The following is a 22916-nucleotide window of genomic DNA, read 5'->3' as shown; positions in this document are numbered from 1 at the left end:
GCCGGTTGACGCTCGACGCCGCCGGAGGTTGCCCATGAGCGCAGAGGCCACCGACCAGGCCCCGTTCGGCCGCAGGCGCGGCCTCCCCCGCATCGACCTGCGCAATCTCCGCAGGTTCAGCCGAGCCGCCCTGCTGGGGTCCGCCTCCCGCGGCCGGCTGCCGGACGCGATCGAGCATGTGGCCAAGGTCCATCGCGTCCACCACCCCGGAGCCGATCTGGACGTGCTCCGCAAGGCGTATGTCCTGGCCGAGTCCTCCCACCGCGGCCAGATGCGCAAGAGCGGTGAGCCGTACATCACCCATCCGCTGGCCGTCACGCTGATCCTCGCCGAACTGGGCGCCGAGACCACGACGTTGACCGCCTCCCTGCTGCACGACACCGTCGAGGACACCGAGGTGACCCTCGATCAGGTGGGGGAGGAATTCGGCGAGGAGGTCCGCTTCCTCGTCGACGGCGTCACCAAGCTGGAGAAGGTCGACTACGGCGCCGCGGCCGAGCCCGAGACCTTCCGCAAGATGCTCGTCGCCACCGGCAACGACGTCCGGGTGATGTCGATCAAACTCGCCGACCGGCTGCACAACATGCGCACCCTCGGCGTGATGCGCCCCGAGAAACAGGCGCGCATCGCCAAGGTCACCCGCGATGTGCTGATCCCACTCGCCGAGCGGCTCGGGGTGCAGGCGCTCAAGACCGAGCTCGAGGACCTGGTCTTCGCCATCCTCCACCCCGAGGAGTACGCGCGGACCCGCGAGCTCCTCCAGGCCCACGCCGGCCGCCCCGACCCGCTGGCCCAGGCCGCCGAGGACGTACGGGGCGTGCTGCACGAGGCGGGCATCACCGCCGAAGTCCTGGTCCGGCCGCGGCACTTCGTCTCCGTCCACCGGGTCGGGCTCAAGCGCGGCGAGCTGACCGGCACCGATCTCGGCCGCCTTCTCGTCCTGGTCTCCGACGACGCGGACTGCTACGCGGTCCTCGGCGAACTGCACACCTGCTTCACCCCGGTGATCTCGGAGTTCAAGGACTTCATCGCGGTCCCCAAGTTCAACCTCTACCAGTCGCTGCACACGGCCGTGGCCGGGCGCGACGGCGAGGTCACCGAAGTCCTCATCCGCACCCACCAGATGCACCGGGTCGCCGAGGCCGGAGTGATCGCCCTCGGCAATCCGTACGCCCCGACGGAGGGTGTGGACGCTCCCGAGGGCGAGCGGGCCGACCCCACCCGCCCCGGCTGGCTGTCCCGGCTGCTCGACTGGCAGAGTGCCACCCCCGACCCCGACATCTTCTGGACCTCGCTCCGCGATGACCTGGCCCAGGACCGGGAGATCACCGTCTTCCGCTCCGACGGCGGGACGCTCGGCCTGCCCGCGGGCGCGAGCTGTGTGGACGCCGCGTACGCCCTGTACGGCGACGACGCGCACTCCTGTATCGGCGCCCGGGTCAACGGCCGGATCGCGACCCTGAGCACGGTGCTGCGCGACGGCGACACCCTCCAGTTGCTGATGGCGAGCGACTCCCGGGACACCGCCTCCCACGGCCCCTCGCCGGAGTGGCTCGACCACGCCCGCACCCCGGCCGCCCGCATCGCCATCAACCGCTGGCTGGCCGCCCATCCGGCGTCGCAGCACGAGCCCCGGGAGCCAGCCGAGGAGCCGGAGTCCGCCTCCGAGCTCACCGGCGAGGACGGCCAGGACAGGCAGGACGGCCAGGACGGTCAGGAGACGCAGGACGCGCAGGTCGCGACGGGCTCGCAGGCTTCGCAGGGCGGCCAGACCGTCGCCCCCGCGTCGACCGGTGCGGGCCGCCCCGAGGCGGGCATCGTCGTCGACCTTCCTGGCGTGACCGTACGGCTCGCCCGCTGCTGCACCCCGGTGCCGCCCGACGCGATCACCGGCTTCGCGGTCCGCGGCGGCGCCGTCACCGTGCACCGCGAGCGCTGCCCCGGCGTGGCGCGGATGACCTCGGCCGGGCGCACGGCCGTCGGGGTGCGCTGGGCGGACGAGGACGACGGGGACGGGGGCGGCGACTATCGCGTGACCCTCTTCGCGGAGGCGTTCAGCAGGCCGCATCTGCTCGCGGATCTCACCGAGGCCATCGCCGCCGAGGGCGCGGAGGTGGTGGCGGCCGCCGTCGAACCGCCCCGTGAGCAGCGGGTCCGGCACACCTACACGCTCCAGCTGCCCGACGCGGGCAGGCTGCCGACACTGATGCGGGCCATGCGGAACGTCCCCGGAGTCTACGACGTCACGCGCGAGGGCCGCAGCATGGCAGCGGCGCACTGACGGCCGGGCGCGATCTTGGGCGGCCCTCTCCTGACCACGGTCGGGCCGTCTGAACTCCTTCGGGTGGATCAAGGCCGGGAGCGACTGCGCGGGCGCCAGGGCGCTGGTAGCCGTAGGGCATGAAGCTTTCCTCGGGGCGCCGCCCCCGGCCGCCGCGCACCCGGCGCCGCAGGACCGCGCCGGTGGCCGCCGCCATGGCCGCCGTCTTCCTCGCGGTCGGCCCCTCCTCCGCCGCGGGGCCGGTGTCCCTCGCGCACCCGAGTCCCCTGGGCATCGGTGACCCCCTCTTCCCGCAGCTCGGGAACCCCGGGTACGACGTCACGGCGTACGACATCGCGTTCGCCTACCGCCGTCAGGACCGGCCGCTCGACGCCGTCACCACCATCGACGTCCGCGCGACCGCCCCGCTGCGCACCGTCAACCTCGACTTCGCCCAGGGCGCCGTGGACTCGGTGCGGGTCGACGGAGCGCGGGCCCGGTTCGCCACGGCCGGTGAGGACCTGGTCATCACCCCGCCCGCGCCCCTCCACAAGGGCGCCGCCTTCCGGGTAACCGTCCGCCACACCAGCGATCCGCGGAGCGGCACGAACGGCGGCTGGGTCCGCACCAGCGACGGGCTGGCCATGGCCAACCAGGCCAACGCCGCCCACCGGGTCTTCCCGTGCAACGACCACCCCGCCGACAAGGCCCGCTTCACCTTCCGGATCACCGCTCCGAAGAGCCTTACGGTCGTCGCGGGCGGACTGCCCGGACGGCGCGTCCGCAAGGGATCGCGCACCACCTGGACGTACCGCCTCGCCCACCCCATGGCCACCGAGCTGGCGCAGATCTCCATCGGCCGCTCCGCGGTGCCGCGCCGCACCGGGCCCCATGGGCTGCCGGTGCGCGACGTCGTTCCCGCCGCGGACCGCACTCGGCTGGAGAAGTGGCTCGCGCGCACCCCCGGGCAGCTGGCCTGGATGGAGAAAAAGGCCGGGCGCTACCCCTTCGAGACCTACGGCGTGCTGATCGCCCACGCCACCACCGGCTTCGAGCTGGAGACGCAGACGCTCTCCCTCTTCGAGCGCGATCTGTTCACCAGCGGTCAGCTGCCCCGGTGGTACATCGAGTCGATCATGGTGCATGAGCTGGCGCACCAGTGGTTCGGCGACAGCGTCAGCCCGCGCCGCTGGTCCGATCTGTGGCTCAACGAGGGCCACGCCACCTGGTACGAGGCGCTGTACGCCGATGAGCGCGGTAAGGCGAGCCTGGAGCGGCGGATGCGCAAGGCGTACGGGCAGTCCGACGCCTGGCGGGCCGAGGGAGGGCCGCCCGCGGCCCCCGAGCCCGCCGACCCCGGCCAGCCGATCGGCATCTTCCGCCCGGTGGTCTACGACGGCAGCGCGCTGGTGCTGTACGCGCTGCGGCAGCGGATCGGCCGGGCCGCCTTCGAGCGGCTGGAGCGGCAATGGGTGCTCCGCCACCGCGACGGAGTGGCCTCGACCGCCGACTTCGTCCGGCTGGCCTCCACGGTGGCGGGGCGCGATCTCGGCGGATTCCTCCATCCGTGGCTGTACGGCAGGAAGACCCCGCCGATGCCAGGACACCCCGACTGGAAGCAGACGCAGAAGGAGACCGCGAAGGGCGCCGCGCTGCCCGGCGCGCGGGCGGGTCGGCACGCGGTCCGTTACGCGGTGCCATGGGCCGTGAAACCCGGGTGACGGCCCGCCCGCCGCGTGCGACCATCAAGGGGTCGGCATCCGCGGCCGGCCCCGGCGGGGGAATCCCGCGGGCCCGCCACGCGTTGTCGACAGTGACGGTATTCCACGACGTAAGGATTCCTTTGACCCACTCCTCTTCCCTTCCGCAGGACCGGCAGCGCCTCGCCGAGAGCCTTCGGGCCGACGCCCTGATGGAAGAGGACGTCGCCTGGAGTCACGAGATCGACGAGGAGCGTGACGGCGACCAGTACGACCGCTCCGACCGTGCCGCGCTGCGGCGTGTGGTGGGGCTGTCCACCGAACTCGAGGACGTCACCGAGGTCGAGTACCGGCAGCTGCGCCTGGAGCGCGTGGTGCTGGTCGGCGTATGGACCTCCGGCACGGTGCGGGACGCGGAGAACTCCCTGGCGGAGCTCGCCGCCCTCGCCGAGACCGCCGGCGCCCTGGTACTCGACGGTGTGATCCAGCGGCGCAACAAGCCGGATCCCGCCACCTACATCGGCTCCGGCAAGGCCGAGGAACTGCGTGACATCGTGGTCGAGTCCGGTGCTGACACCGTGGTCTGCGACGGTGAGCTGAGCCCCGGGCAGCTGATCCACCTCGAGGACGTCGTCAAGGTCAAGGTGGTCGACCGGACCGCCCTGATCCTCGACATCTTCGCCCAGCACGCCAAGTCCCGAGAGGGCAAGGCGCAGGTCTCGCTCGCCCAGATGCAGTACATGCTGCCGAGGCTCCGAGGCTGGGGTCAGTCGCTGTCCCGCCAGATGGGTGGCGGTGGCTCCGGATCCTCGGGCGGCGGCATGGCCACCCGTGGTCCCGGTGAGACCAAGATCGAGACGGACCGGCGCCGCATTCGCGAGAAGATGGCGAAGATGCGCCGCGAGATCGCCGAGATGAAGACCGGCCGCGACATCAAGCGGCAGGAGCGCCGGCGCCACAAGGTCCCCTCGGTCGCCATCGCCGGATACACCAACGCGGGCAAGTCCTCGCTGCTCAACCGGCTCACCGGCGCGGGCGTCCTGGTGGAGAACGCGCTGTTCGCCACCCTCGACCCGACCGTGCGCCGGGCCGAGACCCCCAGCGGGCGGCTCTACACGCTGGCGGACACCGTCGGATTCGTCCGGCATCTGCCGCACCACCTGGTGGAGGCGTTCCGCTCCACGATGGAGGAGGTCGGCGACGCCGATCTGATCCTCCATGTGGTGGACGGCTCGCATCCGACGCCGGAGGAGCAGCTGGCCGCCGTGCGCGAGGTGATCCGCGATGTGGGCGCGGTCGACGTGCCCGAGATCGTTGTGATCAACAAGGCGGACATGGCCGATCCGCTCGTCGTGCAGCGGCTGCTGCGCATGGAGCGGCGCGCCATGGCGGTGTCGGCCCGCAGCGGGCTGGGCATCGACGAGCTGCTCGCGGTGATCGACGAGGAGCTGCCCCGGCCCCAGGTCGAGATCGAGGTGCTGCTGCCGTACACCCACGGCAAGCTCGTCGCGCGCACCCACGCCGAGGGCGAGGTGCTCTCCGAGGAGCACACCCCCGAGGGCACGCTGCTCAAGGCGCGCGTGCACGAGGAGCTCGCGGCGGAGCTGCGGCGCTTCATCCCGGCCACGGCCGCGGGACAGCGTTAGTCAGCCAGTCGCACCGGCCGCACCGCGTCGGCTACGACGCCCGTACGACGAGGGCCCGCCCCCGGAAATCCGGGGGCGGGCCCTCGCCATGGGATGGCCGGCTGCCTGACGGCTACCGGCTCAACCGGTCACTGGTTCGCGAACTTCTTGCTGACCGCGCTGTAGACGCCCTTGGCCTCGGGGCCCAGATGCGGGCCCGCCAGCCAGGTCGCGTTGGACGGGCCGATCGAGGTATTGGACACCAGCGCCGGCCTGCCGTCCGCGCCATTGGCGACCCAGCCACCGCCGGAGGAGCCCGCGGTCATGGTGCAGCCGATGCGGTACATCGTCGGCTGCTTGGCGTCCAGGGAGAGTCGGCCCGGCTTGTCCGCGCACTGGTTCATCTTCTGGCCGTCGAACGGCGGGGCGGCCGGGTAGCCGGTGGCCGTGATCTCGTCGATGGACTTCACCGCCGGGGCGTTGAAGTCGACCGGCAGCGCGCCGCCCACCGTCTCCTCGAGCGATTTGCCGCCACTGGCCTCCGGCTTCACATGCATCACCGCGAAGTCGTACGGAGCGCCCTTGCCGCCCACGGCCGCGCCGTTGTCGATCCACTGCGAGGAGGTCTGTGCCCAGTCGGCCCACCACACGCCCTTGGGAGCCAGCTCCTCCTTGGTGGCGTTCTCCAGCTCCGCCTGCGACTTGCCCGCGTCGTTGTAGGACGGCACGAACATCAGGTTCTTGTACCAGCCGCCGCCCTTGCCCGCGTGGACGCAGTGGCCCGCCGTCCACACCAGGTTGGACTTGCCCGGGTGCGCCGGGTCCTCGACCACCGTCGCGGAGCAGACCATCGAGCCCTCGGGACCGTCGAAGAAGACCTTGCCCGCGTAGGGGACCTTGGAGCTGTACGGGCTGGCGACCTCCTTGGCCGGGACGGGCTGCGGATCGGGGTCGGTCACACCCTGGTCGTCCGCGATGTCGCTGTCGTCCACCGGCTTGTCGGGCTCCTGCGCCTCGCGCATCCGGTCCGGCTTCCACAGGCCCTTGATGATCGGGTTGATGAAGTCACCGGCCTCGCGCAGCCAGTCGTCCTTGTCCCACTTGTTCCAGGCACCGTTCTTCCACTGGTCCAGATCGATGCCGAGGTTCTTCAACTTGTCGTTGAGGTTGTCGGGCAGCTTGATGTCGTCCACACCCCGCTGTTCCGACGACGCGGTCGGCTTGGCGTCGGCGTTGTCGTCCGAGGAGTCGCACGCGGTGGCGGTGAGCGCCAGAACCGAGGCTATGGCGGCCACGGCCAGTGCGGGTCGGCGTTTGGATGGCATGGGTGGGACTCCCCCTGAGGTTCTGAGCTGCTCTACGGCCTGTATGGAATTGTCATGCACCGCCCCGGCAATGGGGTGGTATCCCACTATGCCGGTGCCGCCTACGACGGCTGCGAGCGGGTCCTTGGTTCCCGGCCGCAAGGATCTTCGCCCAGCCCGTGATCCAGAGCGCCACGCGTCGTTGGTACGTACGGGGGACAGCCGGAGGGTGTTCAGCAGCAGGAGGACCGAGACGCGTGGCCGTGACCCAGCTCCCGCCGATGGCCCTGGCCACCGTCTCCGACGACGGCGGCGGCGCCGCCCAGGGCATTCTGCGGCGCCAGGCGTTGCGTGAGTCCGCCGCCCGCGCCTACGCCCGGGCGCTGCCCATCGTTCCGGTGCGCGCCCGGGGGATGACGGTCGAAGGGGCCGACGGCCGCCGCTATCTCGACTGCCTCCGCGGGGCCGGGGCGCTGGCCCTGGGGCACAACCACCCGGTGGTGCTGGACGCGATCCGGGCAGTCCTGGACGCGGAGGCGCCGTTGCAGGTCCTGGATCTGGCCACCCCGGTCAAGGACGCCTGCACGGACGAGCTGTTCGCCACCCTGCCGCCCGGACTCGCGGCGGCCGTTCAGCAGGAGTGCCTGCGGCGCGGGCTCATCGTCGAACTCGGCGGACATCACGGTGCGGTGATCCGCCTTCTCCCTCCGCTCACCATCACCGATAAGCAGTCAGAGGCCGTCCTGGACCGGCTCACCGACGCCCTGGACGCGGCGACCCGCACCGCCGGAGCCCGCTCCCGCGAACTACCTCTCCCCGCTGCCCCATTCGCCCCGCCGATCACCGGAGACGACCGGTGACGCGTCCCGCACCGTACGACCGCACCGCCATCGCACCACCGAAGGAGGCAGGCGCCGGGCCCAGGATGTGAACGCCGTGACGCCCGCGCCACACCCACCATGCCGCACACCCCCGGGGGAGCCCCCTTGCCTCCCCAGCCGCAGCCCGCGCCCGGCGCCCTGACCGAGCCCGACGACTCCGCCCGCCCCGGCCGCCCGCGGCCCGTCCCGCACCCGCCCCACACAGCGCTTCCCCCGGACGAGGCGGCAAGACCTCCCATCCCACCGCCCGCCCCACCCACGGCGGTCCAGACGGTCAGGGCACCGTCCAGCGCCACAGCGGCCGCCGGCGACCACGCGGCGCCCCCAGTACCGCCATCGCCCCCAACGGCGGCGTCACCGCCCCCGGCACCGTTGCCACCGTCCCCGGCGGCGCCGCCCGCCACGGCATCACCCGCCACGGCATCACCCGCCACGGCGCCGCCCGCCAGCGTGGCGGGAGCGGGAACGGGAGCACCCCAGCCACCTGTCCCGGAGCCACCCTCCGCCCTGGAGCCCCCGGCGGACGATCCACCCGCGCCGCGACTGCCCGCCCAGGGGCCGCCCCTCGCCGCGACGGCCGTGCCCCGGCAGAACCACGACAGTCGTGCAGCGTCGCCGGACAACCGCGCCCGCGAGGCCGGCCGCTACGAGCTCTGCGCGGATCCGCTCGACGACCCCGACCCGCAGATCGCGGCCGACGCCGCTGCCGTCGAGAACCTGCTGCGCTGTTGGGTGCGCGAGAGCGGCCTCGTGCGCACCGACGGGGACACTCTGCGCATTCCCCTCGCCGCCAGCGGAACCGTCCTGCTCGTCCCGGTGCGCTATTGGTCACCCACCGGCTGCCACCGCTTCGGCCCGCCGCTACTGGAGCACGGCCCCCATGACGCGCCCGCTGTGGGTGCCGTCACCCTCGCGGCCCTGCTCACCCGCGAGGCGACGTACAGCGCACGACGGGACGACCCCGACGCGGACGCCACCGAACTCGTCGGCCGTGTCGCGGACTCCGTACGACGCACCGCCCTCTTCCTCACTCTCCGCCGGGCCACACCCGCCGATCCGAGCACGAGCACCCCGTTCCTCAGCGCCGAACAGTCCCTCCTCTTCGGTCACCCCCTGCATCCCACGCCGAAGAGCCGCGAGGGCCTCTCCGACTCCGAATCCACCGTCTGCTCACCGGAAACGCGTGGCTCCTTCCCTCTGCACTGGATCGCGGTCGCCCGGTCCGCACTGGCCTGCGAGTCGGCCTGGACGGAGCGCGGCCGGACGGTACCCGCCGAGCGGCTCGCCCTCTCCCTGGCGGGCAGCGGCCTCCAACTTCCCCCAGGGACCGTGCCGCTGCCCCTGCATCCCTGGCAGGCTCGCGAGATCCGGCACCGTCCGGAGGTCGCCGCGCTCTTCGATGCCGGCGTGCTGCACGACCTAGGACCGTCCGGTGGGCCCTGGCACCCCACTTCCTCGGTCCGCACCGTCTACCGGCCCGGCGCTCCCGCCATGCTGAAGCTCTCCCTCGGTCTGCGGATCACCAACTCCCGTCGTGAGAATCTCCGTAAGGAACTCCGCCGCGGTGTCGAGGTGCACCGGCTGCTCCGCAGCGGACTGGCCGAGCAGTGGCGAGGGGCCTTCCCCGGCTTCCCGGGCTTCGACATCGTCCGGGACCCGGCCTGGCTCGCCGTCGACGGACCGGATGGCGAACCCCTGACCGGCCTCGACGTCGTCATCCGGCACAACCCGTTCGGCCCCGGCGACGACGCCGTCTGCGTCGCCGGACTCCTCGCGCCGCGCCCCTGGCCCGGGCAGCCGGTGATGCGCTCCCGGCTCGCCCACCTACTCGCCCGGCTCGCCGCTCGAACCGGCCGCTCCACCGCGGCCGTCGGCACGGAGTGGTTCCTGCGCTATCTGCACACGGTCGTACGCCCCCTGCTCTGGCTGGACGGAGAGGCCGGGATCGCGCTCGAGGCGCACCAGCAGAACACTCTGGTGCTGCTGGACCCCGACGGCTGGCCGGCCGGCGGCCGCTACCGGGACAACCAGGGCTACTACTTCCGCGCGTCCCGGCACGCCGAACTCCAGCGCCGGCTGCCCGGTATCGGCGGCCGCAGCGACACCTTCGTCTCCGACGAGGTCACCGATGAGCGGTTCGCCTACTACCTGGGTGTCAACAACGTCCTCGGACTGATCGGCGCCTTCGGATCCCAGCGGCTCGTCGACGAACGCGTCCTGCTGGCCGCGTTCCGCCGCTTCCTCGCCGAGGCCGCGTCCGGCCCCGGTAGAACCCGCTCGCCGCTTCCCACGCGGCTCCTGGAGACACCCACCCTGCGCTGCAAGGCCAACCTGCTCACGCGGCTGCGCGGTTTGGACGAGCTCGTGGGACCGGTGGACACCCAGTCCGTCTACGTGACCATCCCCAACCCCCTTTCCATGTCCGTCTCGCCTTCCGGCTCCACCGCTGTCACCCCCATGGCTTGACTCCGCGACCCGCGATCACGCCCCTCACCCCACGTCCCTCCCGACGTGCCCAGAGCCCTGAGAGGAGAGCATCGCCGTGCCGCACACCGACTCCAGTACGAGCTCCAGCACCGACGACACCATCGACATGCGGCTGCGCCAGGAAGAGGACACCGCACGACTCATCGACCTGGACTCCGCACGACCGGAGGCCGACGACCGGCCGGACCTCCTCGACCACATCGTCGAATGGGGGCCCACCAACACCCCGTTGGGCACCTTCCAGCTCGTCCCGGTCCGTATCGGGCGCGATCTGCGGCTCATCGCCCAATGGATGAACGACCCGTCCGTGGCCGCCTTCTGGGAGCTCGACGGCCCTGAGGAGGCCACAGCGAGCCACCTAGGGGACCAACTCGACGGCGATGGGCGCAGCGTGCCCTGTCTGGGCGTCCTGGACGGTGTCCCGATGAGCTACTGGGAGGTGTACCGCGCCGATCTGGACCCGCTCGCGCGGTACTACCCGGCCCGTCCGCACGACACGGGTATCCACCTGCTCATCGGCCGGGTCAGCGATCGCGGCCGTGGCCTGGGGACCATCCTGCTCCGCGCGGCCGCCGACCTCGTCCTCGAGCACCGTCCGTCCTGCACCCGGGTCGTGGCCGAACCGGATCTCCGCAACACCCCCTCCGTGGCCGCCTTCCTCGGCGCCGGCTTCCGCTTCTCCGCGGAAGTCGAACTCCCGGGCAAACGCGCCGCGCTGATGCTGCGCGACCGTGCCCTGCGACACGTCCTGTGAGCATCCGCAACCATCCGTGCCCCCCCGCTGATCCATCTGCCTCGATGCGAGATTCCACTGTTGATACACCGCTCGCCCGGGTCCGGTTCCCACGCGGCGCGGATCCGCCCGTGCCACGGGGTGAAGGTCCAACCGAACCCCGCCCCGGCCGAAACCGTCCGTCACCGACCACACCGACAGGAGTGATGTCGGTGCCGCCCCTTAGGCTGGCAGCCCTATGACTGAATCGTCCTCGCCTCCACTCGAAGATCTGCTGCACGCTGCCGTAACCGCGGTCGGCGGCACCGAGCGCCCTGGCCAGACCGCCATGGCCCAAGCCGTGGCGGAGGCGATCGACGACAGCTCCCACCTGCTGGTCCAGGCCGGCACCGGCACCGGGAAGTCCCTGGGCTACCTGGTGCCCGCCCTCGCCCACGGCGAGCGCGTCGTCGTCGCCACGGCGACCCTCGCCCTACAGCGGCAGCTCGTCGAGCGCGACCTCCCCCGCACCGTGGAGGCGCTGCATCCGCTGCTGCGCCGCCGCCCCGAGTTCGCCATGCTCAAGGGCCGTTCCAACTACCTGTGCCTGCACCGGCTCCACGAGGGCGTCCCGCAGGAGGACGCGGATGAGGCCGGGCTCTTCGACCCGTTCGAGGCCGCCGCGCCCACCAGCAAGCTCGGCAAGGACCTGCTGCGGTTGCGCGACTGGTCGGACGATACCGAGACGGGCGACCGGGACGATCTGACCCCCGGTGTCTCGGACCGCGCCTGGTCCCAGGTGTCGGTCACCTCCCGGGAGTGCCTCGGCGCCTCCAAGTGCGCCTATGGTGCGGAGTGCTTCGCCGAGGCCGCCCGTGAGCGGGCCAAGCTCGCCGATGTCGTCGTCACCAATCACGCGCTGCTCGCCATCGACGCGATCGAGGGCGCCCCCGTGCTGCCCAGCCATGAGGTGCTGATCGTCGACGAGGCCCATGAGCTGGTCTCCCGGGTCACCGGCGTGGCCAGCGGAGAGCTCACCCCGGGCCAGGTCAACCGCGCCGTGCGGCGTGCCGCGAAGCTGGTCAACGAACAGGCGGCGGACGCCCTCCAGACCGCCTCCGAGGGCTTCGAGCGGCTGATGGAGCTCGCCCTGCCCGGCCGCCTCGAGAAGATCCCCGAAGACCTCTGCTATGTGCTGATGGCGCTGCGCGACGCGGCCCGCACGGTGATCTCGGCGCTCGGCGCCACCCGGGACGCCTCGGTCAAGGACGAGGACGCGGTCCGCAAGCAGGCGCTGGGCGCCGTGGAGAACATCCACCAGGTGGCCGAGCGGATCGTCGAAGCCTCCGAGTACGACGTGGTCTGGTACGAGCGGCACGACCGCTTCGGTGCCTCGCTGCGTGTCGCCCCGCTCTCGGTGTCCGGGCTGCTGCGGGAGAAGCTGTTCGAGGACCGGTCCGTCGTCCTCACCTCCGCCACGCTCAAGCTGGGCGGGGACTTCAACGGGGTGGCGGCCTCACTCGGTCTCGCGCCCGAGAGCCCGCAGGATCCGGAGGGCGGCGAGGAGACCGCGCCGCGCTGGCAGGGTCTCGACGTCGGCTCGCCCTTCGACTACTCCAAGCAGGGGATTCTCTACGTCGCCAAGCATCTCGCCCAGCCCGGCCGCGAGGGCAGCCGCGCCGATATGCTCGATGAGCTCGCCGAGCTGGTCGAGGCCGCGGGTGGTCGTACGCTCGGGCTGTTCTCGTCCATGCGCGCCGCACAGGCGGCCGCGGAGGACCTGCGTGGGCGTCTGGACATGCCCATTCTCCTCCAGGGCGAGGAGACGCTGGGCGAGCTGATCCGTTCCTTCTCCGCCGACGCCAGGACCTGCCTGTTCGGCACGCTGTCCCTCTGGCAGGGCGTGGATGTGCCGGGGCCCAGCTGTCAGTTGGTGGTGATGGACCGGGTGCCCTTCCCCCGTCCCGACGACCCTCTGATGAGCGCCCGCCAGAAGGCGGTGGAGGAGGCCGGGGGCAATGGATTCATGGCCGTCGCCGCGACCCATGCCGCGCTGCTGATGGCCCAGGGCGCCGGCCGGCTGGTGCGGGCTTCGGGTGATCGGGGCATCGTCGCTGTCCTGGATCCGCGAGTCGAGCGGGCCCGCTACGGCTCGTTCCTCCGCAAGTCCATGCCGGAATTCTGGTACACCACCGACCGCAACCAGGTGCGCCGCTCGCTGGCCGCCATCGACGCGGCGGCCAAGGCCCAGGAGGCCTAGCGGAGGCGTGGTCGTCTCGTACGACAGGGCCTCGACGGTCGTGGGCCTCGACAGTCGTGAGACACAGCAGGGCCCCGGAACCGGCGCAGTGGTCCCGGGGCCCGGTCGTAGGGCACGCTAAGGGCGCACCTCGATCCGGCGCGCTCAGACGCGCCGCAGCACCGCGACCACCTTGCCCAGAATGGTGGCCTCGTCGCCGGGGATCGGCTGGTAGGCGGCGTTGTGCGGAAGCAGCCACACATGGCCGTCCTCGCGCTTGAAACGCTTCACCGTGGCCTCACCGTCGAGCATCGCGGCGACGATGTCGCCGTTCTCCGCGACGGGCTGGCGGCGCACCGTCACCCAGTCGCCGTCGCAGATGGCGGCCTCGATCATGGAGTCGCCGACCACCTTCAGCACGAAGAGCTCACCGTCGCCGACCAGCTGCCGGGGGAGTGGGAAGACATCCTCGACCGACTCCTCGGCGAGGATCGGGCCACCGGCCGCGATCCGGCCGACCAGGGGCACATAGGAGGCGGCGGGCTTGCCGGTGGTGTCCGGGGGCTGGGTGCTGGGCTGGTCGGAACCGCGGACCTCGTAGGCCCGGGGCCGATGCGGGTCGCGCCGCAGAAAGCCCTTCCGCTCCAGGGCCATCAGCTGATGGGCGACGGAGGAGGTGCTGGAGAGGCCCACCGCCTGACCGATCTCCCGCATGGACGGCGGGTAGCCACGCCGCTGCACAGAGTCGCGGATGACCTCGATGACGCGCCGCTGCCGGTCGGTCAGCCCCGAGCTGTCCGCCCGGATGCCTGGAGGTCGCCCTGGTAGCGAGCGCGCGGGCTTCTGCCCCTCCGGGGTCGTGGCGTCGTCGTTCATCGGGTGGGTCTGGTTCATCGCGTGTGTCTGTTCGAGTCGGCTCTGGGAGCGCTCCTGGGCGGTAACGGTGGCGCTCTCTGCGGTGGTGGTCACGACGGCCCCTCTCGAGATGTTCTCCCTAGTTGGACAACGGTAGTTGCTTTCGAAAGGTTGCGCCAAACACACGTTCGAGTGAAATTTCGCAGATGGACTGACGTGATCACAGGGTTGGGTGTATACGCCGTTTGGTCCGGTCGCCGTGCGGCGGCCCCAGTCTTGCATCCCGACCCCTGTGAATCCGGGACGCACGTGGTTCGCGTAGTCTCGTGGCTGCTCCCGACCCGTGACACGCCATCCGGCTCGGTTGAGAGCCGGACACCAGATCTAGTGGTTTGATGGATGCAAGGCACCCATAGGTTGTGGTCCCTGGTGGATCCGCCGACAGAGTTTTGGCCTATGCTTGTGGCCGCCCCGGAGGGCCTTTCGGCCCGGACGGGGCTCATCAGGCATGTTCAGGCATGTTCAGTCATGCGCCGTTTTTGAGGGTGAGGGAGGGATCGGAGTCATGCACTGCCCCTTCTGTAGGCACCCCGACAGCCGCGTGGTCGACAGCCGTACCACGGATGACGGCTGCTCGATCCGCAGGCGCCGCCAGTGCCCCGACTGCTCGCGTCGCTTCACGACCGTGGAGACCGCGTCACTCATGGTGATCAAGCGGAGCGGGGTCACCGAGCCCTTCAGTCGCGACAAGGTCATCTCGGGGGTTCGCAAGGCGTGTCAGGGCCGTCCGGTCACCGAAGACGCCCTCGCCAAGCTCGGTCAGCAGGTGGAGGAGGCGGTCCGGGCCACCGGCAGCGCCGAGCTGTCCACCCATGACGTCGGGCTCGCCATACTCGGCCCGCTCCAGAAGCTCGACCTCGTCGCCTACCTCCGCTTCGCCTCCGTCTACCGCGCCTTCGACTCCCTTGAGGACTTCGAGGCCGCCGTGGCGGAGCTGCGTGACCAGCAACGGCCTCCCGCGCACGACCGCGGGCCCGGCGCCGAAGGGGCCGCGGAGGCCCCCGCGCCGGCCGTCGCCGACTGACCGGCGACCCACATACCCGCCCGGGGGCGCTAGCCGTGTCCGGGTGAAAGAACAGACACACCGTGCCCGGGGAAGAAATGGGCACATCAGGGCGTTTTCGCCCGTACAGGGAGGCGGAATGACAGAGACGACGAGCGGCCCGGCACGAGGCTCCCGCTCCAAGGGCAGCAAGGCGAACAAGGGTCTGCGCATCGAGCGCATTCACACCACCCCCGGCGTGCATCCGTACGACGAGGTGGTCTGGGAGCGCCGTGACGTCGTCATGACCAACTGGCGCGACGGTTCGATCAACTTCGAGCAGCGCGGCGTGGAGTTCCCCGACTTCTGGTCGGTGAACGCGGTCAACATCGTCACAAGCAAGTACTTCCGTGGCGCGGTGGGCTCCCCGGACCGCGAGGCGAGCCTGAAGCAGCTCATCGACCGCGTGGTGCGCACCTACCGCAAGGCCGGTGAGGACAATGGCTACTTCGCCTCGCCCGCGGACGCCGAGATCTTCGACCACGAGCTCACCTACGCGCTGCTGCACCAGGTCTTCAGCTTCAACTCGCCAGTCTGGTTCAACGTGGGCACCAAGCAGCCGCAGCAGGTCAGCGCCTGCTTCATCCTCTCCGTGGACGACTCCATGGAGTCGATCCTGGGCTGGTACAAGGAAGAGGGGATGATCTTCAAGGGCGGCTCCGGTGCCGGTCTGAACCTCTCCCGCATCCGTTCCTCCAAGGAGCTCCTTTCCTCGGGCGGCAACGCCTCCGGTCCCGTCTCCTTCATGCGCGGTGCCGACGCCTCCGCCGGAACGATCAAGTCGGGCGGCGCCACCCGCCGGGCGGCCAAGATGGTCGTGCTCGACGTCGATCACCCGGACGTCGAGGCGTTCATCGAGACCAAGGTCAAGGAGGAGGAGAAGATCCGCGCCCTGCGCGACGCGGGCTTCGACATGGACCTGGGCGGCGACGACATCACGTCCGTCCAGTACCAGAACGCCAACAACTCCGTCCGCGTGAACGACACGTTCATGAAGGCGGTGGAGTCCGGCTCCTCGTTCGGGCTGCGCAGCCGGCTGACCGGTGAGCCCATCGAGGAGATCGACGCCAAGGCGCTCTTCCGCAAGATGGCCGAGGCCGCCTGGGCCTGCGCCGACCCGGGCATCCAGTACGACGACACCATCAACCACTGGCACACCTCGCCGGAGTCGGGCCGGATCACCGCCTCCAACCCGTGCAGCGAGTACATGCACCTGGACAACTCCTCGTGCAACCTCGCCTCGCTCAACCTGATGAAGTTCCTCCAGGACGACGACGCGGGCAACCAGCGCTTCGACGCCGAGCGCTTCGCCAAGGTCGTCGAGCTGGTCATCACGGCGATGGACATCTCCATCTGCTTCGCGGACTTCCCGACCGAGAAGATCGGCGAGACCACCCGCGCCTTCCGCCAGCTGGGCATCGGCTACGCCAACCTGGGCGCCCTGCTGATGGCCACCGGTCACGCCTACGACAGCGACGGCGGCCGGGCCCTGGCCGGAGCGATCACGTCCCTGATGACCGGCACCTCGTACAAGCGCTCCGCGGAGCTCGCCGCCGTGGTCGGCACGTACGACGGCTACGCCCGGAACGCGGACGCCCACAAGCGCGTCATGAGGCAGCACTCGGACGCCAACGCCGCTGCCAAGCGCATGGACGACCTGGACACCCCGGTCTGGGCCGCGGCCACCGAGGCCTGGCAGGACGTGCTGCGCCTCGGCGAGAAGAGCGGCTACCGTAACGCCCAGGCGTCGGTGCTCGCGCCGACCGGCACCATCGGCCTGATGATGGACTGCGACACCACGGGCGTCGAGCCGGACCTGGCCCTGGTCAAGTTCAAGAAGCTGGTCGGCGGCGGCTCCATGCAGATCGTGAACAACACGGTCCCCAAGGCGCTCAAGCGGCTCGGCTACCAGGACGAGCAGGTCGAGGCGATCGTCGCCCACATCGCCGAACACGGCAATGTGATCGACGCGCCGGGGCTGAAGCCCGCGCACTACGAGGTCTTCGACTGCGCGATGGGCGAGCGCTCCATCTCGCCGATGGGCCATGTGCGGATGATGGCGGCCGCCCAGCCGTTCCTGTCCGGCGCGATCTCCAAGACGGTCAACATGCCGGAGTCGGCCACCGTCGAGGAGATCGAGGAGATCTACTTCGAGGGCTGGAAGCTCGGCATCAAGGCCCTGGCGATCTACCGCGACAACTGCAAGGTCGGCCAGCCGCTCTCCGCCAAGAAGAAGGAGGAGAAGGAGCAGGCCGAGCCCGAGGTCGAGAAGGTCGTCGAGTACCGCCCGGTCCGCAGGCGCCTCCCCAAGGGCCGTCCCGGCATCACCACCTCGTTCACGGTGGGCGGCGCCGAGGGCTACATGACCGCCAACTCCTACCCGGACGACGGTCTCGGTGAGGTCTTCCTGAAGATGTCCAAGCAGGGCTCGACCCTGGCGGGCATGATGGACGCCTTCTCGATCGCCGTGTCGGTCGGTTTGCAGTACGGCGTGCCGCTGGAGACCTACGTCTCGAAGTTCACCAACATGCGCTTCGAGCCGGCCGGTATGACGGACGACCCGGACGTGCGGATGGCGCAGTCGATCGTCGACTACATCTTCCGCCGGCTGGCGCTGGACTTCCTGCCCTTCGAGACCCGCTCGGCGCTCGGTATCCACTCCGCTGAGGAGCGCCAGCGCCACCTGGAGACGGGGTCCTACGAGGCCGCCGACGACGAGGTGGACGTCGAGGGCCTGGCCCAGTCGGCGCCGCGCCATGTGGCCGCCCCGAAGAGCAGTGGGTCCTCGCCGCAGTCGCGGAGCGGGTCCGAGTCCGCGAAGGAGGCCCACAGCTCGACCGAACTGGTCGAGATCCAGCTGGGGTTGAACGCGGACGCGCCGCTCTGCTTCTCCTGCGGCACCAAGATGCGCCGTGCGGGCAGCTGCTACCTGTGCGAGGGCTGTGGTTCGACCAGCGGTTGCAGCTGATCGTGAGCCCTTACGGATGACATCCGAGGGCATGACATCCCAGGCGGGGCGCGGACCTTAGGGTCCGCGCCCCGCCGTCGTCGTCCCCCGGTCCCGTACGGCGCGATGGCGAACCGGGGGCGGACTCTCCGGTATGTGATGGGGGCCACCGTGCGGCCGTAGGATGGCGCGGTGCTGGTCAAGTGGATTCGCTGCACCGTGGTGGACCGCCCGGGTTTCGAGCGGGGGCAGCGGAAGTGGGCGGGGTTGCCCGGCGAACCGGGATTCCGGGGGCAGGGCGGTGGCTGGAGCCGGGGGCGGCCGAATGTGGCGCATGTCTTCTCGTTCTGGGAGAGCCGGGCGTTCTACGACTCCTTCATGGCGCGCTCGCACGACCGGCTGGCGGCCTCGCAGTCGGGCACGTACCGGGATATGCAAGTCCGGCTGTTCGAGCACCGATTCGATGTGAAGGTCGGCTTCGAGCCGCGGTTCTCGGACGCGGACGTGGTGCGCGTCGCGCACTGCCGGGTGCGCCCCGACCGGGTGGATCACTTCACGCTGGTGCAGGAGAAGGTGTGGAATCCGGCCATGGCCGGATCGCCCGGGATGCTGCGCGGGGTGTTCGGGGAGGCGCCGGGGAACGAGTTCCTGGTGTTGTCGATGTGGGACTCGGCGGCCGAGCACGGGAAGTACCGCGTGGAGCGGATCGAGCGGCTGGGCCTGCGCGCGCAGACCGAAGCGGATGTGGCGGCGATCGCCGGCGATGTCGTACGGGTGGAGTCCGCCTGGACGGTGTGAGGCGGAGCCCTCTGCCGGTCATGGAGCGGTCCTGATCAGGGGCGGGCGGGGAGGTAGGCCCCGGCCCGGACCGCGGCGGCGACGGCGGCCGCCGTCTGGTCGGCGAGCGGGGTGTCGATGGGCTCGCGGGTGATGAGCGCGCGGAAGAACAAGGGCGCGGAGACGGCGCGCACGACTGCCGCCGCGTCGCTGCCGGAGGGGGCCTCACCGCGGTCGACGGCCCTCCGCACCACGGTTTCGCAGCGCGCGAAGCGCGCGGTGTAGAAGTCGCGCAGCGCCTGGGCCGCGCGCTCGGACTGGAAGGCGGCCGCGATGAAGGCGGTCGGCGCGGCGGCGGCCGACACGCTGCCGAAGGTCTCGGTCACCTCGCGGGCGAGGGCGCGCAGATCGCCCTCCAGACTTCCGGTGTCGGGTGGTGTCCAGGCGTCCTCTCCCGCCAGGTCCAGCGCGTCCGCCACGAGCCCCTCGACGCTGCCCCACCGCCGGTAGACGGTCGTCTTGTGGATGCCGGAACGCTCGGCGACGTACTCCACGGTCAGTCCCGGATAGCCGTGCTCGGCGAGGCCGGTGAGCACGGCGTCGCGCACCGCCGAGCGGGTGCGTGCGGTGCGCCCGCCGGGCCGGACGGTACCCGGCGTGGGGGCGGCGCTCTGTGTGGACAAGTGCAACTCCAGTTGTGTTAGTGGGTTCGCCGTGTCATGCTGAGGGTAACGCAACTTCAGTTGTGTTTGGAGTGTGCGGTCCGGATGGCCGCTCGCGTGCTCGGAGGTGCGCTCTTGCCCACTCAGATCTCGCTGCGAGGCGTCACGCTGTCCCGGGGTGACCGGCTGCTGCTCGACGACGTGTCCTTCGCGGTGCGGCCCGGGGAGCGGATCGGCGTCGTGGGGGAGAACGGGGCCGGTAAGTCCACCCTGCTGCGGCTGCTGGCAGGGCGCGAGTCACCGGACGACGGCGCCGTGGTGACGGTGGCAGACGGCGGCGTCGGCCACCTCGGCCAGACGCCCGAGCTGCCGCCGGACCACACGGTGCGCGACGCGGTGGACACCGCCCTCGCCGAGGTGCGCGCCATGGAGCGCGGGCTGCGCGAGTTGGAGGCGGATCTCGGCGGCGGTGCCCCCGATGTGCTCACCGCTTACGGCGATCTGCTCACCGCGTTCGAGGCCCGCGGTGGCTATGAGGCGGATGCCCGGGTGGAGAAGGCCCTGCACGGCCTGGGGCTCGGCGGCATCGGGTACGAGCGGCGGCTCGGCAGTCTGTCGGGCGGTGAGCAGGCCCGGCTCGGGCTCGCCTGCCTGATCGCGGCCGCCCCTGAGGTGATGCTGCTGGACGAGCCCACGAACCACCTCGACGGGGCGGCGCTCGGCTGGCTGGAGGAGGCGCTCCGGGCACATCCGGGCACTGTCGTCGCGGTCTCCCATGACCGGGTCTTCCTGGAGCGGGTGGCGACCGCGATCGTCGAGGTGGACGCCGACCGGCGCACCCTGGTGCGGTACGGCGGGGGGTACGGCGGATTCGTCGCCGAGCAGATCGCCGCACGCCGCCGCTGGGAGCAGGCGTACGAGGAGTGGTGTGCGGAGACGGCCGCGCTCGCCGAGGCCGCCACCACCGTCGCCCGGCGGGTCGCCCCGGGGCGCGGCATGAAGGACGGCAACAAGATGGCCTACGACCGGGACCGGGGACGTGTGCAGTCCTCGGTGTCCAGCAGGGTGCGGAACGCACGGGAGAGGCTGCGCAGACTCCAGGAGGAGCCGGTGTCGCGCCCGCCGGAGCCGCTGCGGTTCTCGGCGCTCCCCGCCGCTGGCTCGGCTGACGGTCCGCTCGTCGACCTTCACGACGTCCGCGTGGGGGAGCGGCTGGCGATCGACCGGCTCACGGTGGCGGCCGGAGACAGGCTGCTCGTCCACGGCGCCAATGGCGCGGGCAAATCCACGCTGCTGCGGGTCATGGCCGGGGTGGAGAAACCGGAGGCGGGCCGGGTGGCCCGGCGGGGCAGGATCGGCTATCTCGCCCAGGAGATACCGATTGCCCGGCCCCGGGAGCGGCTGCTGTCGGCCTTCGGCCGGGGGTTGCCGGGGACGCCGGAGGAGCAGACCGACCTGCTGCTGTCGTACGGGCTCTTCCGCCCGGACGCCCTCCACGTCCCGGTGGGGTCGCTCTCCGCGGGTCAGCGCCGCCGGCTGGCGCTCGCCCGGCTGCTGGCCCGCCCCGCCGATCTGCTGCTGCTCGACGAGCCGACGAATCATCTCGCCCTCGGTCTGGTGGAGGAGCTGGAGGAGGCGCTGGCCCAGTGGGCCGGGGCGCTGGTGGTGGTCTCGCACGACCGGCTGTTGCGCGGCCGCTTCACCGGGCGTCACTGCGAGATACGAGGAGGCCGGCCCATGGCCGAGGAGGGGAGCGAGGCGTCGACCACGGCCTCGATCTAGGGTGGCGCCATGGCACGACCCCGGCGCATCGTCCTCCTACGGCACGGAGAATCGGAGGGGAACGTCGATGACTCGGTGTACGAAAGGGTGCCCGACCATGCTCTGAGACTGACCGATACCGGGCGCCGACAGGCGGAGGCGGCGGGTGGGCGACTGCGCGCCACCTTCGGCGACGAGCGCGTGTCGATCTATGTGTCGCCGTACCGCCGCACCCACCAGACCCTGAAGCTGCTCGATCTCGACCCCTCCCGCACCCGGGTCAGGGAGGAACCGCGGCTGCGGGAGCAGGACTGGGGGAACTGGCAGGACCGCGAGGACGTGCGGAAACAGATGGCGTACCGCGACGCCTACGGGCACTTCTTCTACCGGTTCGCACAGGGTGAGTCGGGCGCCGACGTCTATGACCGGGTGGACGCCTTCCTGGACAGCCTGTGGCGCAGCTTCGAGGACCCGGCCCATCCGCCGAACGTCCTGCTGGTGACCCATGGGCTGACCATGAGGCTGTTCTGCATGCGGTGGCTGCACTGGAACGTCGCCGAATTCGAGTCGCTGTCGAACCCCGGCAACGGTGAGATGCGGACCCTGCTGCTCGGCTCCGACGGGCGTTACCACCTCGACCGGCCCTTTGAGCGCTGGTGCACCCCCAAGCCATACGGCCACACCGGTTAGAGTGCGCAGCGATGACCGCTGACCGTTTCCACCGGGCTCTGCGGAGCCTGCGCGGGCTGGCCGTGGGCGACGCCCTCGGCTCCCAGTTCTTCGTCCCCGCCAACTATCCCTACCTCAAGCGCCGCGAGCTGCCGCCCACCCCCTGGCAGTGGACCGACGACACCGAGATGGCCTGCTCGATCCTGGCCGCCCTGGTGACCCACGGCCGGATCGACCAGGACGATCTCGCCCGGTCCTTCGCCGACCACCATGATTTCGACCGGGGCTACGGCCCCGCCGTGAACCGGATGCTCCGCCTGATCAGGGAGGGCGGCGACTGGCGCGACCTGGCCGCCGGGCTGTTCCAGGGGCAGGGCTCGTGGGGCAACGGCGCCGCCATGCGGATCGCCCCGCTGGGCGCCTGGTACGCGGGCGATGTGGAGCAGGCCACGCATCAGGCGGAGATCTCGGCGTACACCACGCATCAGCACCGCGAGGCGGTGGCGGGCGCCATGGCGGTGGCCGCGGCCGCGGCGCTGGTGGCCGATCCGGCGGGCCACGGCGGGCCCGGGGAACTGCTGGACCGGGTGGTCGAGGTGGTGCCGCGCAGCGCCGTTCAGGCGGGGCTGCGCCGCGCCCGCGACATGCTCGATTACGCGGACGCCGGGACCGTCGCCGCGGTGCTCGGCTGTGGCCGCCGCACCAGCGCCCATGACACCGTGCCGTTCGCCCTGTGGGCGGCCGCCCGCCACCTGGGCTCCTTCGAGGAGGCGTTCTGGAGGACGGCCTCGGCCGGCGGAGATGTGGACACCACCTGTGCCATCGTCGGGGGAGTGGTCGCGTCCGAGGCCGCCGGTGCGCCACCAGCCGACTGGCTGGACCGCACCGAGGCGCTGCCGGAGTGGGTTCCAGGGGGCGCCGACTGACCTTTGGCG

General features: G+C 71.1%; 15 protein-coding genes and 1 pseudogene. 13 read left to right on the top strand and 3 right to left on the bottom strand.

Going from position 1 to position 22916, the window contains the following annotated elements:
* Positions 1–34 precede the first annotated feature (34 nt).
* From ABD329_RS28770 to hflX, 3 genes are all read left to right on the top strand, one after another.
* Complete coding sequence (locus ABD329_RS28770) at positions 35–2281, top strand: RelA/SpoT family protein (RefSeq protein ID WP_344317127.1); 2247 nt, start codon at positions 35–37, stop codon at positions 2279–2281.
* 119 nt (positions 2282–2400) lie between these two features.
* On the top strand, positions 2401–3981 hold the full coding sequence (locus ABD329_RS28765) for a M1 family metallopeptidase (RefSeq protein ID WP_246618995.1): 1581 nt from the start codon (positions 2401–2403) through the stop codon (positions 3979–3981).
* A gap of 122 nt (positions 3982–4103) precedes the next feature.
* The gene (hflX, locus tag ABD329_RS28760; RefSeq protein WP_138917189.1) at positions 4104–5606 is read left to right on the top strand and encodes a GTPase HflX; all 1503 of its coding nucleotides are present in this window, start codon (positions 4104–4106) and stop codon (positions 5604–5606) included.
* A 128-nt stretch (positions 5607–5734) separates the two neighbouring features.
* Here the strand turns inward: hflX and ABD329_RS28755 are convergent, their stop codons facing one another.
* Complete coding sequence (locus ABD329_RS28755; RefSeq protein ID WP_198280781.1) at positions 5735–6910, bottom strand: trypsin-like serine peptidase; 1176 nt, start codon at positions 6908–6910, stop codon at positions 5735–5737.
* 260 nt (positions 6911–7170) lie between these two features.
* Here ABD329_RS28755 and ABD329_RS28750 point away from each other — a divergent pair.
* The 4 genes and pseudogenes from ABD329_RS28750 to ABD329_RS28735 all read left to right on the top strand — a co-directional run.
* Positions 7171–7512: pseudogene (locus tag ABD329_RS28750) on the top strand (aminotransferase class III-fold pyridoxal phosphate-dependent enzyme); the annotation flags it as partial.
* Between the two features lie 630 nt (positions 7513–8142).
* Positions 8143–10236 carry an IucA/IucC family protein gene (locus ABD329_RS28745; protein ID WP_425574393.1) on the top strand — a complete coding sequence of 698 codons (2094 nt, stop codon included), beginning with the start codon at positions 8143–8145 and terminating at the stop codon, positions 10234–10236.
* Between the two features lie 76 nt (positions 10237–10312).
* The gene (locus tag ABD329_RS28740; protein WP_198279507.1) at positions 10313–11011 is read left to right on the top strand and encodes a GNAT family N-acetyltransferase; all 699 of its coding nucleotides are present in this window, start codon (positions 10313–10315) and stop codon (positions 11009–11011) included.
* A gap of 217 nt (positions 11012–11228) precedes the next feature.
* On the top strand, positions 11229–13229 hold the full coding sequence (locus ABD329_RS28735) for an ATP-dependent DNA helicase (protein WP_198279508.1): 2001 nt from the start codon (positions 11229–11231) through the stop codon (positions 13227–13229).
* Between the two features lie 144 nt (positions 13230–13373).
* On the opposite strand, the gene lexA is transcribed toward ABD329_RS28735, so the two are convergent.
* Entirely contained in the window at positions 13374–14177 is an 804-nt protein-coding gene (lexA, locus tag ABD329_RS28730; RefSeq protein WP_037958216.1) for a transcriptional repressor LexA, read from the bottom strand.
* A 451-nt stretch (positions 14178–14628) separates the two neighbouring features.
* Between lexA and nrdR the strand changes: the two genes are divergently transcribed.
* From nrdR to ABD329_RS28715, 3 genes are all read left to right on the top strand, one after another.
* The gene (nrdR, locus tag ABD329_RS28725; RefSeq protein ID WP_198279509.1) at positions 14629–15147 is read left to right on the top strand and encodes a transcriptional regulator NrdR; all 519 of its coding nucleotides are present in this window, start codon (positions 14629–14631) and stop codon (positions 15145–15147) included.
* A gap of 118 nt (positions 15148–15265) precedes the next feature.
* The gene (locus tag ABD329_RS28720; RefSeq protein WP_198279510.1) at positions 15266–18133 is read left to right on the top strand and encodes a vitamin B12-dependent ribonucleotide reductase; all 2868 of its coding nucleotides are present in this window, start codon (positions 15266–15268) and stop codon (positions 18131–18133) included.
* Positions 18134–18304: 171 nt separating this feature from the next.
* Complete coding sequence (locus tag ABD329_RS28715) at positions 18305–18910, top strand: YdbC family protein (RefSeq protein ID WP_201852655.1); 606 nt, start codon at positions 18305–18307, stop codon at positions 18908–18910.
* Between the two features lie 35 nt (positions 18911–18945).
* Here ABD329_RS28715 and ABD329_RS28710 read toward each other — a convergent pair whose 3' ends face one another.
* On the bottom strand, positions 18946–19572 hold the full coding sequence (locus tag ABD329_RS28710; RefSeq protein ID WP_198279206.1) for a TetR/AcrR family transcriptional regulator C-terminal ligand-binding domain-containing protein: 627 nt from the start codon (positions 19570–19572) through the stop codon (positions 18946–18948).
* 114 nt (positions 19573–19686) lie between these two features.
* Here ABD329_RS28710 and ABD329_RS28705 point away from each other — a divergent pair, with 114 nt between their 5' ends.
* From ABD329_RS28705 to ABD329_RS28695, 3 genes are read left to right on the top strand one after another with little or no spacing between them, the layout of a single operon-like run.
* The gene (locus tag ABD329_RS28705) at positions 19687–21333 is read left to right on the top strand and encodes an ABC-F family ATP-binding cassette domain-containing protein (RefSeq protein WP_198279207.1); all 1647 of its coding nucleotides are present in this window, start codon (positions 19687–19689) and stop codon (positions 21331–21333) included.
* A 9-nt stretch (positions 21334–21342) separates the two neighbouring features.
* On the top strand, positions 21343–22002 hold the full coding sequence (locus ABD329_RS28700; RefSeq protein WP_198279208.1) for a histidine phosphatase family protein: 660 nt from the start codon (positions 21343–21345) through the stop codon (positions 22000–22002).
* An 11-nt stretch (positions 22003–22013) separates the two neighbouring features.
* Positions 22014–22907, top strand: coding sequence for an ADP-ribosylglycohydrolase family protein (locus ABD329_RS28695; RefSeq protein WP_198279209.1), 894 nt, complete (start codon positions 22014–22016; stop codon positions 22905–22907).
* Positions 22908–22916 lie beyond the last annotated feature (9 nt).

It is taken from the genome of Streptomyces javensis (assembly GCF_039525925.1).
Taxonomy (GTDB): Bacteria; Actinomycetota; Actinomycetes; order Streptomycetales; family Streptomycetaceae; genus Streptomyces; species Streptomyces asiaticus.
The sequence above is the reverse complement of the archived record's forward strand: the minus strand, read 5'-3'. Positions and strand labels throughout refer to the sequence as shown.

Bases quoted from the DNA above. Each gene is read 5' to 3' on its own strand.
- ABD329_RS28770 (WP_344317127.1), top strand. From the start codon at position 35: ATGAGCGCAGAGGCCACCGACCAGGCCCCGTTCGGCCGCAGGCGCGGC.
- ABD329_RS28765 (WP_246618995.1), top strand. From the start codon at position 2,401: ATGAAGCTTTCCTCGGGGCGCCGCCCCCGGCCGCCGCGCACCCGGCGC.
- ABD329_RS28755 (WP_198280781.1), bottom strand. From the start codon at position 6,910: ATGCCATCCAAACGCCGACCCGCACTGGCCGTGGCCGCCATAGCCTCG.
- ABD329_RS28735 (WP_198279508.1), top strand. From the start codon at position 11,229: ATGACTGAATCGTCCTCGCCTCCACTCGAAGATCTGCTGCACGCTGCC.
- nrdR (WP_198279509.1), top strand. From the start codon at position 14,629: ATGCACTGCCCCTTCTGTAGGCACCCCGACAGCCGCGTGGTCGACAGC.
- ABD329_RS28720 (WP_198279510.1), top strand. From the start codon at position 15,266: ATGACAGAGACGACGAGCGGCCCGGCACGAGGCTCCCGCTCCAAGGGC.
- ABD329_RS28700 (WP_198279208.1), top strand. From the start codon at position 21,343: ATGGCACGACCCCGGCGCATCGTCCTCCTACGGCACGGAGAATCGGAG.
- ABD329_RS28695 (WP_198279209.1), top strand. From the start codon at position 22,014: ATGACCGCTGACCGTTTCCACCGGGCTCTGCGGAGCCTGCGCGGGCTG.